The following is a 14,752-nucleotide window of genomic DNA, read 5'->3' as shown; positions in this document are numbered from 1 at the left end:
CGTTTAATGAATCCTGGCGCGCCCTTTCGAGGCGAATTCGGCGCGCAACAATAAGACCGCGGTGCGTAAATATTCGCTGACTTCCATGAACGCGACTTCGTCTTCCTCGCCCGCCGCGTCCGGGTCCAGCTTGGTGAATTCGGCGATATCCCTGAGGATTTCCTTGGCCTGCTCGGATTGCGCGCCGTCCTGATACAAGGCGCCGAAGCCGAACAAGAAGCCCTGGCACCAGTCGCTCAGCGCGGCGATCTGCTCGGAGAGCGGCACGTCATCCTCGTCGGGCAGGAACGGTTCGAAGTCATAGTCGTCGCTTTCGAGCGACGCCTGGGTTTCCTCAAACAAGCGGGCAAGCATCCGCGCCTGGTCACCGCCGATCGGCGCCTCCCCTTCAATCAATTGCTTGATCCAGGCATTGCTTGGCGTTTGGCCGTTCACGCACAACATGCCGGTCGCCAGACCGTGCGCCTCCGCGGCCGAGCTGACGCCGTCGTTGTGCCTAAAGAAACTGTCGATATGCTGATAGGTCATAATGCGCCTAAACTGAATGAATACCTTTATGCTACCACCGAAAAGCCGCTGATGACGACAAATGCGCAGCCCCTAACATTTTTTCCAGCTTCCGGACATGTCGAAAATGCCCGGTTTTCGAAGCGCGCGCCTGTTACCGATACCCGCCCAAACTGTGTATAATGTCAGACGCTAGCGGCAGCTGATTGATGTGCGTCATTTTAGCAGAAAGCATTTTGCGTTGATGCACAGCAGGTAAAACATCTCTTTACAATCATAACGCCAAGTTCAGACGACGATGAATACAAACTCCAATCAACCACTCGAATTGAAAGAGCTCGAAGAAAAGCTGGACTTGCTGATCGAACAATACAATGCGCTCAAAAACGAGAATCATTCGTTGAAGATCAAACAGGAAGCCTTGGTGAAAGAAAAAGCCAAACTGATCGAAAAAACCACGCAGGCCAGAATCCGCGTCGAAGCGATGATTTCCCGTCTGAAAGCCATGGAGCACGGTTCATGAACGCGGCCAAACGGGAAGCGGTCGTACTGAACATCATGGGCAAGGAATATAAAATCGCCTGTGAGGCGCAGGAGCGCCAGAATCTGATCGATTCGGCTCAGCTATTGGATAAACAAATGCGGCTGATCCGCGACTCGGGAAAGGTCAACGGCCCGGACCGGATCGCAGTGATGGCCGCATTGAATCTGGTGCACGAGCTGTCTTCATTGAAAAATCAAAACGTTATCCTGCCCGCGGACCTCGGCGACACACTGGCCGGCATGGTCCAAAAAATAGAAAACGTTTTAGAAAATCGATAAACGCGCTAGAATACAGTCCTGTATCTCCTGCAGCGTTCGAAATGTATTGGGTGTTTCCTGAACCTATATTTACCCCGGGGGCGAACATCCGGCAATGGTGAGCATGCCCGTACTTTTCGGGAAGCCTGATTTACCGATCCAGCCTCCACTTGAACCATCGGTTCAAGGACGATAATACATTACGGCGCAGGCGGGAGATGCATTACCCTTCCCCGCTTGCGATGCAAGCGGCATCGATCACCGGACTGTCCGATCTTTCGGCAAATCGGAGGCCGGCGCCGCCCCCTTCCACCGCCAGTCAGCGCCGCTTTACTTCAGAGTTCATTCCGAAAGGCTCTACACTCCGGCCACAAACCCTGCCGCTTCGATTCCCGCGATTGCGCAGCGTTCGTCCTGATCGGAGACATCGCCGCTGATGCCGACCGCTCCGACCAATTGATTATCCTTGTCGCGGATCAGCACGCCGCCCGGCACCGGCATCACCTTGCCGTGCGACAGCGTGATCAGCGAATTCATGAAATCCGGCCGCTGCACCGCGACACCGGCCAGGCTTCGCGAAGAAACGCCCATGCTGACCGCGCCCCAGGCTTTCGCGGTCGCGATTTCCTGCCGAATCATGCTGGCGCCGTCTTCGCGCTGCAACGCTTTCAAGTGTCCGGCAGAGTCAAGCACCACCACGGTCAACGGCGCCATTTTCAATTCTCTGGCCTTCGCTATCGCAGTCTGTATAATCAGGTTGGCTTTTTCCAACGTCAGTATGTGCATCCTTCAATCTCTTTTTTTTGATGATGGGGTTAGTAAAGGCAATAAGTGCCGCCAAATCTTGTCCGCAATCAGCGGCTGGGCTTTCGCATTCGGGTGCAGTCCGTCCGGCTGCATCAGCTCCTTGACCAGAGCGATGTCGTCAAGGATGAACGGAATCGCCGGCACCGCCATTTCCCGCGATAATTCATGGTACACATTATAAATCATATCAATATAGCGTTTACCGTAATTCGGCGGAATGGTCATGCTGAGCAATAGCACCTTGGCGCCGTGGGCCTGACTGTGGCGGATCATTTCGGCCAAGTTGTGCTTCAGCTCGGCCGGAGACAGGCCGCGCAAGCCGTCATTCGCGCCGAGTTCGATGATCATGACGGCCGGCTTTTGCGCGTTCAGGATGTGATCGATGCGGGCGAGGCCGCCGGCGCTGGTTTCGCCGCTGATGCTTTCATTCCGGACCTGTGCCTTACTGCCGGCCTCTCGCAACTTTGCCGCCAGCACCTGCACCCAGCCCTGCTCGACCTCGATGCCGTAAGCGGCGCTGATGCTGTCGCCCAACACCAGGACCGTTTCGGCCCGTACACTGACTGAAAACAATACCGCACAAAACAACCCGCATAATCTTAAGAACATGAATAACCCGCACAACGAATCCATAATGGACATTATCGTAACAGAAAATCTGAGTAAATCGGTGACGACTTCGGAGGGCGTTTTGCACATCCTGTCGGCGATCGATCTGCGCATCAAGGCAGGCGAAAGCGTCGCGATCACCGGCGAGTCCGGCTCCGGCAAATCGACCCTGATCGGCCTTCTGGCAGGGCTCGACACACCCAGCTCGGGCTCGATCCGGCTGGCCGGCCGTTCGCTGACCCAACTGGACGAAGACGGCCGCGCCCTCTTGCGTAACGAATTGATCGGTTTCATGTTCCAGTCGTTTCAACTGCTGCCCGGCCTGACCGCGCTCGAAAACGTGATGCTGCCGCTCGAACTGAAAGGCGATGACTCTGCCGAGACCGAGGCGCGCGAATGGCTCGGCCGGGTCGGTCTGGCCGGGCGCTTGACGCATACGCCGAAGCAGCTTTCCGGCGGCGAGCAGCAGCGCGTGGCGCTGGCGCGGGCGTTTGCGACCCGTCCGAAGATCCTGTTTGCGGACGAGCCGACCGGCAACCTCGACAGCCAGACCGGCGCGACCGTGATCGATCTGTTGTTTGAACTGAACCGGGAAAACCGCACCACACTGCTGTTGGTGACTCACGATGCGGCGCTGGCCGAGCGCTGCGAACGCACGATCAAGCTCGCTGCCGGGAGACAAACATGCACCGATTGAGACTCGCCCTGCGCCTGCTCGGGCGCGAGAGCCGCTCCGGCGAATTGACGCTGCTGACGCTGGCTCTGCTGATCGCGGTGACCGGCCTGACCACCGCATCGCTGTTTGCCGATCGCCTGCAGCGCGCGATGACCACGCAAACCGCCGAATTTCTGGCAGCCGACCTGGTTATCGAAAGCGCCGATCCGATTCCTGCCGACTGGCTGGCCAAGGCCCGGCAACTCGGGCTGCAAGAGGCGCAGAAGACCGAATTTTCGAGCATGTTGATCGAAAACAGCGAACTGCTGCTGGCCAGCGTAAAGGCGGTCAGCGCCGCCTACCCGCTACGCGGCCAGTTGAAAATCGCCGATGCCGAACATCCCGCCGAAACGGTCGTCAGTCACGGCCCTGAAAGCGGCGAAGCCTGGGTCGAGCGGCGCATCCTGTCCGCGTTGAAACTGAATTTCGGCGATCCCTTGGCAGTCGGCGAGAAAAAACTCAGGATCACCCGGATTCTGACCTATGAGCCGGATCAGCAGGGCGGTTTTTACAGTTTTTCGCCCAGGGTGATGATCAACGCGAACGACCTCGAAGCGACCCAGGTGATCCAGCCCGGCAGCCATGTGCATCGCTTCTTTCAATTCAGCGGCGATGAGCAAGCCTTGACTTCCTTCCGGAGTTTCGTGAAGCCGCAACTGAATCCGTCGCAGCGCCTCCTGGACATTCACGAAGACCGGCCCGAACTCGGTTCGGCGTTGACGCGCGCGGAACAGTTTTTAGGTCTATCGAGCATCATCGTGGTGATCATCGCCGGCGTCGCGATCGCGATGGCGGCGCGGCGCTACAGCGAACGCCATTTCGATGCGTCCGCCCTGCTCCGTTGCCTCGGCTGCACGCAGCGCGAAATACTCAGGCTCTATTGCGCGCAATTCGCGGTACTCGGCGTGGTGGTCGGCGCCCTGGGCTGCGGTCTCGGCTGGCTGCTGCAGGAGGGCTTATTCCTGTTGTTGCGCTCGCTGCTGCCCGCGCAACTGCCGCAGCCGGGCCTCATGGCGCTCGTGTTCGGCGTCTGCACCGGCCTGACGATTTTGTTCGGCTTTGCGCTGCCGCCGATCCTGCGCCTGAAACAGGTGCCGCCGCTCAGGGTACTGCGTCACGAACTGGAACCCTTGCCGAGCAGCGCCTGGCTGGTTTACGGACTGGCGCTGACGCTCATCTGCGCCCTGGTCTGGCGCTACACCGGCGACGCCCAAATGACCGCGATCGTCACAGGCGTCACGCTCGGCGCTTTGCTGCTGCTCGCCTTGCTGATCCTTGGCTTGCTGTCCGCGATTCGGAAAGCACAGCCCCGCATGCCGTTGAGCTGGCGTTTCGGCTGGCAGGGCATTTTGCGCGAGCCGCGCGCGAGCATCGGCCAGATCCTCGCGTTCGGCGTCACGCTGGCGGCGATTTTGTTAAGTTTGATCATTCGCAATGAATTGATCGACACCTGGCGTGAACAACTGCCGGAAAAGGCGCCGAATCATTTTGCGCTGAATATTTTTCCGGATCAGCTGACACATTTTAAACAGTCCTTGCAGGACAAGGGCATCCAGAGCAGCCCGTTTTATCCACTCGTCAGGGGCAGACTGACACATATCAACCAAACGCCGGTGCAACAGATCGTCACCAAGGATTCGCAGGGCGAGCGCGCCACGCACCGCGAGTTGAACCTGACCTGGAGCCTGGAGCTGCCGGAAGAAAACACGATCGAGGCCGGCTCCTGGTGGAATCAAGCCGCGCCGGGTTTGGTATCGGTCGAACAGAAGCTCGCGGACAGCCTGAAAATCAAATTGGGTGACCGCCTGACCTTCAGCAGCGGCGGCCAGCAGTTCGTGGCGACGGTCGCCAATCTGCGGGCGCTGCGCTGGGAATCGATGAAACCGAACTTTTACATGATTTTCTCTCCCGGCACGCTCGAAGCCTACCCGCATACGCTGATGACCAGTTTTTATCTGGATGAGACGAATAAAAACGCGTTGAACGCGCTGGCGAAAGAATTTCCGGGCATGTCGATCCTCGAAGTCGACCGGATTCTGCGGCAATTGCAGACCGTGTTCCGGCAATTGACTCAGGCCGTCAATTATCTGTTTTATCTGGCCTTGCTGGCCGCATTGACGGTCTTGTTCGCGGCGGTGTACAGTTCGCTGGATCAACGCATCCATGAAAACGCGCTGCTCCGAACCTTCGGCGCCTCGCGCGCGTTCCTCAGAAAAATTCAGGCCATTGAATTTTTTTGCCTCGGCGCCATCTCAGGGTTGACCGGTGTGCTGATCGCGGAATTGCTCAGTTATGCCCTTTACCGGCAGGTCATGCACATCCCGTTTCATCCGCACCTGGAATTATGGCTGACCGCCCCGTGGCTTAGCGCGACTGTCGTCGTCTTATCGGGACTCTGGGGGCTGCGGCGGGTAACCAACAAACCGCCGCTACGGGTATTAAGAGAGTTATAATTTTAGCGGTTTAAGATCAACCCCATTCATCCGTTATTCATCAAAGATCAGCTACACTTTTCATTACTTAGCTACAACACAGAAGGTTTACACATGAAAAAATCAGCTTTAAGCATGGCCATCATCGGCAGCGCCTTGCTCACCGGTTGTTACAGTTATGGCGGCTGGAAGCCGACCGTCGACTCTTACAACGACCCGAATGCTTATCGAATCAATCAAGACATGGCGGAATGCGAGCAACTCGCCAAACAAGCCTCCGGCGGCACGGCCAAGGAAACCGCGATCGGCGCAGGCACGGGCGCTTTGATCGGCGCGGCGGGCGGTGCTGTGGTTGGCGCCTTCACCGGCAATCCAGGTGCGGGCGCGGCAATCGGTGCGGCGGCCGGCGGTTTCGGCGGCGGTGCCAAACAAGGCTACGAGGCCGAACATGATTACAAGCGCTCCTATGCAACCTGTATGCGCAACCGCGGCCACCGCGTCGTCAACTAAAGCGTGATGGTTTTGGGCAAGCGCACGGACGTGTTTGCCCAGCACCTTCGGCCTTTTCAGCCAGTGTGCTCGGCGCTTTCATGCACCGCAAAGCGCAACAAAAAGTCCTCCAAATAAGCCCGGCTGGCGACGGAATAGATACCCGGTTCGTCATAAATCGTCAGCGTTTCGCATTCCGGTTGACCCAACGGCACACGGCCGAATGTCAAGGCGACCACCTTCTCCGCACTATGCGCATAGCCCCGGAAAGCGGTTTGACGCCGTAAATGAAAACCTGACTGCATGGCAAGACGATTAAACGCGGCCACTGCCTGTCCAGGCAGCAAGACATAAAACCATCCTTCCTGAGTGAGCAACTGATCGGCGATCTTGACGAGTTCGGCATGCTTCAGATGACCATCATGCCGGGCGGCGTTGCGCATCGGCTCCGCAGCATTAAAATGCCTTTCAAAAAAAGGCGGATTGCTGATAATCAGGTCGTAGCGTCCAGTTTCATTTTCCGCGAAATCCTGGATGCTCTGCCGAACGGCCCGCAGCCGTTCCGGCCAGGGGCTGCGGGCAAAATTTTCCGCCGCCTCCCGGCAAGCATCCTCCATCAATTCGACGCCGGTGATTCTGTCCGCTCCGAGCTGCGCCGCGATCAGCGACAGCAAGCCGGTTCCGGCGCCGATGTCGAGCACGTTAGCCATCGGCTTGACCGGCATCATCGCGCCGAACAGCAGGCTGTCCGTGCAGATTTTCATCGCCGCCTGCCGCTGGGACACCGAAAACCTCTGAAAGCGAAAAATCGTCATTACTCTTGAAAAACCGACTCAAGAAAACTGTAACCCGTTTCCTGATACACCTCAAACACGGCACCTTGTATTTTGTAACACGCGTCTTTGTAGCAAATTTCCCTATTCATTTTTCGTGCCTTTCGGGTTTTTCGTGGATATTAACGTGCGTAACGTCAGTGGTTTAATGTTTTTCTCGGTTATTTGCGGACCTCCGCTTCGGTTTGATCGGCTTCCTTGTCTTTTTTAGGCGGGCTCTTCTTCCATAAACCATGGCTCGAAAAACAGCCCCAGCCCCACTTCAGCCAATTCAGCAACGACACCGCCAGCCACAAAGACCAGGCCAGCATCAGCAGGCGGTAAACCTTCAGCGGCACCGAAATGACGGTCGCTTGCGGCAACAGCGCGGCGCTCCTGTCCTGGTACCAGTTCAGCGAATACGGCGAGGACTGGTTGCCGGTGATCAGCATGTCCGGCGCATTCAGCAGGCCGTGCGAGACCGCGAAGAACAACACCGCCAGCGACAACAGGGTCAGGCCGCCAAGCAAGACTTGCAGGCCGTTGAAATAGCGGATGTCGTCGGCGGCTTTTCCGCCGCGCCAGCCGAGCAGCATCAGCCAAGCGATCACGATCAGTGCAGTCTCGATAGGGATTTGACTGAGCCCTATCAGCAACAAAAACCATTGCCAATGTTTCAGCGGCGTCAGCGGAATTTTGCCAAGCCCCCATGACAGCAGCACGATCACGATCAACACCCCCCAAAACAACACCGCCGGCCCCATTTTCGGGCCGTGCACCCATAACACCCAGCGGTCTTCGCCGAGGCTGATGTTCAGGCTGGCATTCACGCTGTCCGCGCCCAAATCGACCGCGGGAGTCGTGACCTTGCCGGAAACCGGCTGCGATTCCAGCCAATGCAGCGCGACATTTTGCAGCCCCGGCTTGATCGGCAGCGCCAGCTTGCGCCCTTCCAGGCGCAACGGCTGTTGCCGGCCGTCGATCGCGACCGTTTGCAGTTCCGCCCCCTCCGGCAGGATCAGCGTATGCTGACCGCCCTGCGAACTGCGGATGCTGAACGCGAGTTCCGCATCGCGGGTGCGCTGGCCGGGCATAAGCGCCAGCCGGCTTTTGTCGATCGTCAGCGTCTGGCCTTCGACCGCCTCGGGGCGCGAGATCGTCAACAGGACTTTTTCGCCGGGCCAGGGCCGCCATTCGGGCAGCCAGCGTTGTTCGTGATTCAGGTACATCATCGCAATGCCGGCGGTTTCGATGTGCCAGACCGGACTCACGTCGGCCTTGAAAATCTCGACCCATTGCTCGGTCTGTGCGGCGGCCAGCTCGATCTTGTCCTTTTTTTCGAGCGTCGATGACCACTCCATGACCGTTTGCCCGGCCGCCATGTTCACCTCCGCCTTGCCGTCCCGAACGCGAACGCCGGGCGTGGTAACCGCCTCGCCGGGCAGCAGCGGCACCGCCAGCAGCACCGGCGAGTTCGGCTCCGACACCCGAACGATCCGGGTCGAGACGCGCCAGTCCAGGCCCAATTGCAGCGTGCGCTCGATCTGCACGAACGCGGGCAGCACGCCAGGCGTCAAGGCCGCCGCCTGCGCCTTGTCCTCGGCCTTTTGCACACGTTCGAATTGCAGCTGTTCGCCCGGAATGCCGTTTTCCTGGATGCCGATCACTTCCCAGCCTGTACCGCCCGCGGCCACCCGATGCGGCTTCAACGGCAGCGGCACGGTGAATTTGGCGACCTGCGGCAATACGCCCCGCATTACGACTTGATGCCGGCCTCGACCGAGATGCAGCCAGAGGCTATTGCCGGAGCGGAACAAGCCCGGCGCCGGGGCGCCGTCGACGGTCAGCTGATTCGGAAACCACTGCTCGGAATCGGCCGGCAGCGGCACCGCGACGTCCTGCTGCGCATGAATTTCGAGCGTGATCAGCAGGTCCTTGTCGCCAAAGCTCGCCTGCATCGTCGCAATTTCGGCGCAGGCCGGCAGACAGTCCGGCGCTTCGAGCAGACGGGCTTTCAGTTGATCGAGCATGGCCTGGCTCGGGAAATCCGCATAGACTTTTTGCGCCGGCAGCGACAGCATCGGCGCCAGCAGGCACGCCAAAATGAGCGAGGGCGAAGCCTTGAAGCGGAAAGTCAATTTTTCGGCGACGCCGAACATCAACAGCGCCAGCACCGAGATCAGTGCGACGCGGAGGAAATTCAGCAGCAGAGTCAAGGCGGGCGGCAAATACCAAAGCCGCAATGACTGCCCCGGATCGACCGAGCCGTTCCAGGTCAACAGCACTTTATGCCACTGCCAGTCGGGGAGGCCTGGGCCGGTCTGAATCTTCGCATTCGGATCGAGGCGCTCGAAATCGGCGGCCTTGTCTTCGAGATAACCCATGCTTTCGGCGACACTGCCCGCCATATCGGCCATTTTCGACCGGGACAGCATCCGTTTGGACGCCATTTCCTCCTTCATCGCGATCGATTCAGGAGCCGCCGGCATTTGCGCGGCGACAGGATAAGACGGCGCGGTGATGTTCTGCCAAGGCCGCTCCAGTTGTGGATAAAGTCCGATGCGCACCTGATCGATCATGAACGGCACCGAGATCAGGATCAAACCCAGCCAAGAAGCGCGCCGGTACCAGCTCATCAAATTCAGAAAGCGGCCTTCCGGCAGCACCCGGATCAACGCGGTGGCGGCCAGAATATGCAGCCAAATATAATGCGGCGCGCCGGCTTCGTGCCAGATCAGCGCCAGGGTCACCAGGGCGAACAGCCCCCAAAGCCGCGTCCACAACTTGTAGGTCGCATACGCCGAAATCAGCACCAGAAAGAAATCGAGCAAGGTCCAGCGCGCGATCCAGCTGTCCGGCACGTTATCGACGCCGGTCGCCGCGAACAGGCGCCAGCCCGGCGGCAGATTCAGCTCGGCGCTGACCTGTTGAAAACTTGGCTCCCAGCCGACCGCACTCAATTCGCCGATCGCGCCGGTAAAACGGCTGTCGGCCTCCAGAGCGATCCTGCCGCGCCGGACTTCGACCCCTTCCTTGCCGGAGCCTTCGAGGCGCGTGACCAGTTGATTGCTACCGTCCAGCGTGACCTTGCCGAGCTTGATCTCGGGCAAGGCGTTCAGCCGCCAGCCGCGCGTCATTTTGCCGGTGATTCGATCGTTGACCGTGTAGCCCCCCCCGTCGAAATCGAGCCACAATTTGCGCGTCAGATTCAGCTGGCTCGGCTCGGGTTCCGGGTCGCCGCGCCGGATCACCTTGAAGCGCATCGCCTGGCCGGACTCGACTTGATAGGCGGGCCAGCCTTTCCAGTCATCCGGCAGATTGGTCAGGTTCGCATCGACCGCGCTGACCTCTTCGACTTCGACGACCCTGAGCGCGGGGCGCGCCTCGAAGATCCAGACTTCGGAGACCGGCCAGACGACTTCCTGTTTGTCCGCGGCAGGCGCAGCAGCAAGCGGCAGCGCCAGGGCCGCCCCGCGGCTTCTGCCGGTGATGTCGATTTGCCAGCGGCCGGGGCGCAGCTGGATCAACAAGCGGCCGTCATCTTCCAGTCGGGCCGGCAGCGAGCTGCTCAGCCGCAACGGAATGAAGCCTTCGGGCGACGGCACGGCCAATTTCAGTTCGCGCTGTTCGCCGGACACGTCCAGCACCAGCCGGGTGATCATCTGTAGCGGCACCTCGTCGACGATCCGGCGAAACACTTGCAGCGTGACCTTGTTTTCGACGCCTTCCGGTTTGCCCGCACGGAGTTCTGCGGACTTGATCCAAAGCTGGCCGTCCTTGAACACCGGCGCAGGCACCGGGCTGTCGTTCACGCTCAGGCCGAGCAGCCCGGTGTCGGCCGGGACGCTCAGCGTTTCAGGGATGCTGTCCCACAAAAATTCGCCCTTGACCTGATAAGCCTTCGGTTCCGTGCCTTGGCTCAATTTGAGCGACGGCCAGCCGTTCCTGTTGATCACCTGCGCCGGACTGTCGTTCAGCGTCACCGCCTGCGGCCAGTGTTTATCGTCGCCGGGCAGCGTCAGCCAAGTGTCCTGAAACACCGAAACACGCAGCGCAAACGTGCCGCGTTGCTTGCCGAGATCCAACTTCAGCTCGCTCGGCCAGCCGCAGTGCTTTTCGTCGAAGCTGTTGTACACGAAGGGGCAGCCGTGTTCGGGGGTGTCGTGCAAGGCCCAGTCTATCCAGGGCTTCAGCGGTTCGGGCGTGCGTTCCGGCGTCAGCGGCAGCGCCTGGGCCGATGAAAAACCAAGAAATGCGATGAAGCACAGCCAGACGAAGCGGTTCATGAGGGTTCCCCAATGGAGTGATCTTGTGACGCTATCTTACTTGGAACTTCGTAAAATTTCTAACGCGCACGCTTGGACGCCGGAAAACAATCGTTTCCTCAATGTCTTCGATTAATTTGCTAAAATATAGGGTTCATAATTTTGATCGAATAACGCCATCATGATGCCCTATCGCCATATCCTTTTGACCGCGGATTTTTCTGAACACGGCGAAACGATCGCCACTCGCGCCAAGTCCCTGGCCCGCGTCTTTCAGGCGAAATTGAGCATCCTGCATGTGCTCGACGACATTCCGATGCCGGACACCGGCTACGGCACCCTGATTCCGGTCGACACCCCGTCCGAGTACGATCTCCTGGAAGCCGAACGCGGCAAGCTGATCGCCTTGGGCGCGGAACTCGGCGTCGATCCCGCCGATCTGTGGCTGATTTGGGGCGTGCCGCAAGACGAAATCGTGCGCCTTGCCGAAAAAATTGCGGCCGATTTGATCGTGGTCGGATCGCACGGCCGGCACGGTCTGGCCTTGCTGCTGGGCTCGACCGCGAACGGCGTGCTGCATCATGCGTCCTGCGATTTGTTAGCCATTCGAATTCCCACTATCAATGACATTTAAATTAGACAATATGAAAAAAAATAACTTCGCGATCATTTTGACCCTGGCCGGTCTGTTGTCCGCCTCATGGAGCGCCGCGGCGGCTGAAACTCCCGAGCAAATTTGTGAAAAATATTTCGCGGCCATCAAACAACAAGGCGCCACGGCATCCGTTGACTTTATTCACCCTGACGAACTTTTACGCTTTAAGCAAATGCTCTTGCCAATCTTTGATGTGAGTGACGAGCAGGCCAAATCCGGAGTACTTCAAGCGTTATATGGCAAAAACACCACCAGTGCATCAGTCAAGACCATGCCGCCTGCCGACTTCATGCGCGGTTTCATGAAAATTTCAGATGCCCAATCCAAAAGCATGAATGTTTCTTTCGGCGACTTAAAGATTCTCGGCTCGGTCAAAGAAGGCGATGTGGTTCATCTGGTCACCAAACATAACGCCGGCACCAAAGATTACAGCCTGACGGAGTTAGAGATCCTGAGCCTCAAGCCGTACCAAAACAGTTGGAGGGTTCTGCTCTCCGGAAAACTTGAGGGAATGGCGCAAGCGATTAAAACCCAGATACTTAAAGCAAGAAGTCAAAAATGACAACGGAGAATAATCGTGGCTAAGGCGAGTGAGTTAAAAAAAGGCATGGTCGTCGAGATCAACGGCGCCCCGCATGTGGTCAAACAGGTCGATGTTAGAAACCCGTCGTCGCGCGGCGCTTCGACCCTGTACAAGGTTCGCTTCAACAACCTGAAGACAGGGCAAAAGCTCGACGAGACGCTGAAAGGCGACGATTTTTACAAGGACGCCGATTGTGTGCGCGCGAAAGTGCAGTTTTCGTATCAGGACGGGGACAATTTCATCTTCATGAATCAGGAAGACTACAGCCAATACAGCCTGAACACCGACGATCTGGAAGGCAAGGTCGAATACCTGACCGACGGACTCGAAGGCATCGTGGCGCTGTTGGTCGATGACGAGCTGATCGGCATCGAACTGCCGTCATCGGTCGTGTTTACGATCGTCGAGACGCCGCCCGCGATCAAGGGCGCGAGCGCATCGAGCCGGACCAAAACCGCGAAACTGCATACCGGCCTCGAAGTGCAGGTACCCGAATACATCGAAACCGGCGACTCGATCAAGGTGAATACCGAAACCGGAAAATTCATGTCGCGGGCCTGAGCTGCGGACGCCTGATGCAGTTCATTGCCCCTCAGGGCGTTTTCGATTTGATCCGTCTGCCGCTGCGCCGCAACGAACTGTTGCAGCCTTTCGATGCGGCGGACGAGTATCTGTTGGCTCATCTTGCCGAACAGGGTTTGCCGGAGTCCGGCAGCCGGGTTTTGATCATGAATGACAGCTTCGGCGCGCTTGCGCTCGCCTTGAGCGACTGCCGTCCCGATGCGGTGTCGGATTCTTTTTTGTCGCATCAGGCGACCCAAATCAATCTGGATGGAAACGGCAAGACCCAGGGCGCCGTCAGGCTGCTGCACAGTCTGGAAACACTGCCGAGCGCTTACGATCTGGTGCTGATCAAGGTCCCGAAGACGCTCGGCCTGCTCGAACACCAGCTGATCAGCCTGCGCGGCCATTTACGACCGAACGCGCAAATCATCCTGGCCGGCATGGTCAAGATGTTGCCGGCCTCGGTCTGGCAGACGGTCGAGCGCCTGCTCGGCCCAAGCACGACCGCTTTGGCCCGCAAAAAAGCCAAGCTGATCTTCGCCAAGGCGATAGAACTCGAAAACCCGCCAAAGAATCCTTATCCGGTGCGCTACCGGCTCGAAAACACCGATTTCTGGATCGTCAATCACGCGAATGTGTTTTCCAGGGACAGCCTGGACATCGGCACGCGCTTTTTTCTCGAATACCTGCCGTCCGGATTGGGTCAATGCGAGATCGTCGATCTCGGCTGCGGCAACGGCGTGGTCGGACTGATCGCGGCGCAGAAGAATCCCGAAGCGGCGCTGCATTTCGTCGATGAATCGTACATGGCGGTCGCCTCGGCCAAGGAAAATTTTGAAGCCGCATACGGCACTGAACGCAAGGCGATGTTTCAGGTGGGCGACGGTTTGAAGGCATTCGAAGCCGAATCGGCCGATTTGATCCTGTGCAATCCGCCTTTTCATCAGCAATATCTGCAAGGCGACCAGATTGCGCTCAGCCTATTCAAGGATGCCTGGCGCGTATTGCGTCGGAATGGCGAACTCTGGGTGATCGGCAACCGGCATCTTCACTATCATGTGCCGCTGGAACGTTTGTTTGGAGGGTGTACGGTGGTTGCGGCAAATCCGAAGTTTGTGATTCACAAGACCCGGAAAAAACGCTAAAAAGAAATGATCGGGATGAGTTGGAACTTAGCAGGGCAAGAGCCGCGTCGAAGCTGAAGCTTCGACGCGGGTTGTAGGGAAAGGTTAAACATGGAACATCTCTTAACCGTGGGTTCTGCGGCTCAGAAACATGTTCGTGTAAATCGCGGCGGTGGCGAAAAAGATATTCGAAAAGATGAATTCGCCTGAGATGAAGCCGGCAAGCCCGGTGATGAACATGAGGCCGATGATGATGTCGCGTTTAGCATAAGACATGGTGTTGACTCCTAAGATGTAGTTGATAATAAATGAAAATTTTCACAACTACAGTATAAGGTCGCTATCGGGCGTTTACAATATTGAAATGAGTTAATTAATAGTTTCTTATT

The 14,752-nt window shown here is 57.9% G+C and carries 15 protein-coding genes and 1 other RNA gene; 10 read left to right on the top strand and 6 right to left on the bottom strand.

What is annotated here, in order from left to right; all coding sequences use genetic code 11:
- Window positions 1-3: 3 nt before the first annotated feature.
- On the bottom strand, window positions 4-528 hold the full coding sequence (locus METLA_RS0115675; RefSeq protein ID WP_024299448.1) for a UPF0149 family protein: 525 nt from the start codon (window positions 526-528) through the stop codon (window positions 4-6).
- Window positions 529-805: 277 nt separating this feature from the next.
- On the opposite strand from METLA_RS0115675, the gene METLA_RS0115670 reads away from it, so the two are divergent.
- The 3 genes from METLA_RS0115670 to ssrS all read left to right on the top strand — a co-directional run bounded on the left by METLA_RS0115670 (window position 806) and on the right by ssrS (window position 1,530).
- The gene (locus METLA_RS0115670) at window positions 806-1,030 is read left to right on the top strand and encodes a TIGR02449 family protein (protein WP_024299447.1); all 225 of its coding nucleotides are present in this window, start codon (window positions 806-808) and stop codon (window positions 1,028-1,030) included.
- Window positions 1,027-1,329, top strand: a complete 303-nt coding sequence (locus METLA_RS0115665; RefSeq protein WP_024299446.1) for a cell division protein ZapA — start codon at window positions 1,027-1,029, stop codon at window positions 1,327-1,329. The genes METLA_RS0115670 and METLA_RS0115665 overlap by 4 nt, the downstream gene beginning before the upstream one ends.
- A gap of 21 nt (window positions 1,330-1,350) precedes the next feature.
- A non-coding RNA gene (gene ssrS, locus METLA_RS22145) (6S RNA) lies at window positions 1,351-1,530 on the top strand.
- A gap of 135 nt (window positions 1,531-1,665) precedes the next feature.
- On the opposite strand, the gene METLA_RS0115660 is transcribed toward ssrS, so the two are convergent.
- The gene (locus METLA_RS0115660; protein WP_024299445.1) at window positions 1,666-2,094 is read right to left on the bottom strand and encodes a GlcG/HbpS family heme-binding protein; all 429 of its coding nucleotides are present in this window, start codon (window positions 2,092-2,094) and stop codon (window positions 1,666-1,668) included.
- A 3-nt stretch (window positions 2,095-2,097) separates the two neighbouring features.
- Window positions 2,098-2,724, bottom strand: coding sequence for an arylesterase (locus METLA_RS0115655; RefSeq protein WP_024299444.1), 627 nt, complete (start codon window positions 2,722-2,724; stop codon window positions 2,098-2,100).
- Window positions 2,725-2,749: 25 nt separating this feature from the next.
- Between METLA_RS0115655 and METLA_RS0115650 the strand changes: the two genes are divergently transcribed.
- From METLA_RS0115650 to METLA_RS0115640, 3 genes are all read left to right on the top strand, one after another.
- Window positions 2,750-3,421 carry an ABC transporter ATP-binding protein gene (locus METLA_RS0115650; protein WP_245598813.1) on the top strand — a complete coding sequence of 224 codons (672 nt, stop codon included), beginning with the start codon at window positions 2,750-2,752 and terminating at the stop codon, window positions 3,419-3,421.
- Window positions 3,409-5,892, top strand: coding sequence for an ABC transporter permease (locus METLA_RS0115645; protein WP_024299442.1), 2,484 nt, complete (start codon window positions 3,409-3,411; stop codon window positions 5,890-5,892). Before METLA_RS0115650 ends, METLA_RS0115645 begins: the two co-directional genes overlap by 13 nt.
- Window positions 5,893-5,985: 93 nt before the next feature.
- Window positions 5,986-6,381: a glycine zipper family protein gene (locus METLA_RS0115640; protein ID WP_024299441.1), complete on the top strand. Its 396-nt coding sequence runs from the start codon at window positions 5,986-5,988 to the stop codon at window positions 6,379-6,381.
- Between the two features lie 56 nt (window positions 6,382-6,437).
- Here the strand turns inward: METLA_RS0115640 and METLA_RS0115635 are convergent, their stop codons facing one another.
- Window positions 6,438-7,124 carry a tRNA1(Val) (adenine(37)-N6)-methyltransferase gene (locus METLA_RS0115635; protein WP_245598812.1) on the bottom strand — a complete coding sequence of 229 codons (687 nt, stop codon included), beginning with the start codon at window positions 7,122-7,124 and terminating at the stop codon, window positions 6,438-6,440.
- Window positions 7,125-7,354: 230 nt separating this feature from the next.
- On the bottom strand, window positions 7,355-11,458 hold the full coding sequence (locus METLA_RS0115630) for a hypothetical protein (protein ID WP_024299439.1): 4,104 nt from the start codon (window positions 11,456-11,458) through the stop codon (window positions 7,355-7,357).
- Between the two features lie 160 nt (window positions 11,459-11,618).
- Between METLA_RS0115630 and METLA_RS0115625 the strand changes: the two genes are divergently transcribed.
- The 4 genes from METLA_RS0115625 to METLA_RS0115610 are packed head-to-tail and all read left to right on the top strand — an operon-like array spanning window position 11,619 to window position 14,384.
- Window positions 11,619-12,071 carry a universal stress protein gene (locus METLA_RS0115625; RefSeq protein ID WP_024299438.1) on the top strand — a complete coding sequence of 151 codons (453 nt, stop codon included), beginning with the start codon at window positions 11,619-11,621 and terminating at the stop codon, window positions 12,069-12,071.
- 10 nt (window positions 12,072-12,081) lie between these two features.
- On the top strand, window positions 12,082-12,654 hold the full coding sequence (locus tag METLA_RS0115620; protein WP_161635419.1) for a hypothetical protein: 573 nt from the start codon (window positions 12,082-12,084) through the stop codon (window positions 12,652-12,654).
- A 15-nt stretch (window positions 12,655-12,669) separates the two neighbouring features.
- On the top strand, window positions 12,670-13,236 hold the full coding sequence (gene efpL / locus METLA_RS0115615; RefSeq protein WP_024299436.1) for an elongation factor P-like protein EfpL: 567 nt from the start codon (window positions 12,670-12,672) through the stop codon (window positions 13,234-13,236).
- A 14-nt stretch (window positions 13,237-13,250) separates the two neighbouring features.
- Window positions 13,251-14,384, top strand: coding sequence for a methyltransferase (locus METLA_RS0115610; RefSeq protein ID WP_024299435.1), 1,134 nt, complete (start codon window positions 13,251-13,253; stop codon window positions 14,382-14,384).
- Between the two features lie 102 nt (window positions 14,385-14,486).
- On the opposite strand, the gene METLA_RS23270 is transcribed toward METLA_RS0115610, so the two are convergent.
- A complete protein-coding gene (locus tag METLA_RS23270; RefSeq protein WP_198408475.1) occupies window positions 14,487-14,639 on the bottom strand; it encodes a hypothetical protein in 153 nt (50 codons plus the stop codon).
- Window positions 14,640-14,752 lie beyond the last annotated feature (113 nt).

It is taken from the genome of Methylomicrobium lacus LW14, from assembly GCF_000527095.1.
Taxonomy (GTDB): domain Bacteria; phylum Pseudomonadota; class Gammaproteobacteria; order Methylococcales; family Methylomonadaceae; genus Methylomicrobium; species Methylomicrobium lacus.
The sequence above is the reverse complement of the archived record's forward strand: the minus strand, read 5'-3'. Positions and strand labels throughout refer to the sequence as shown.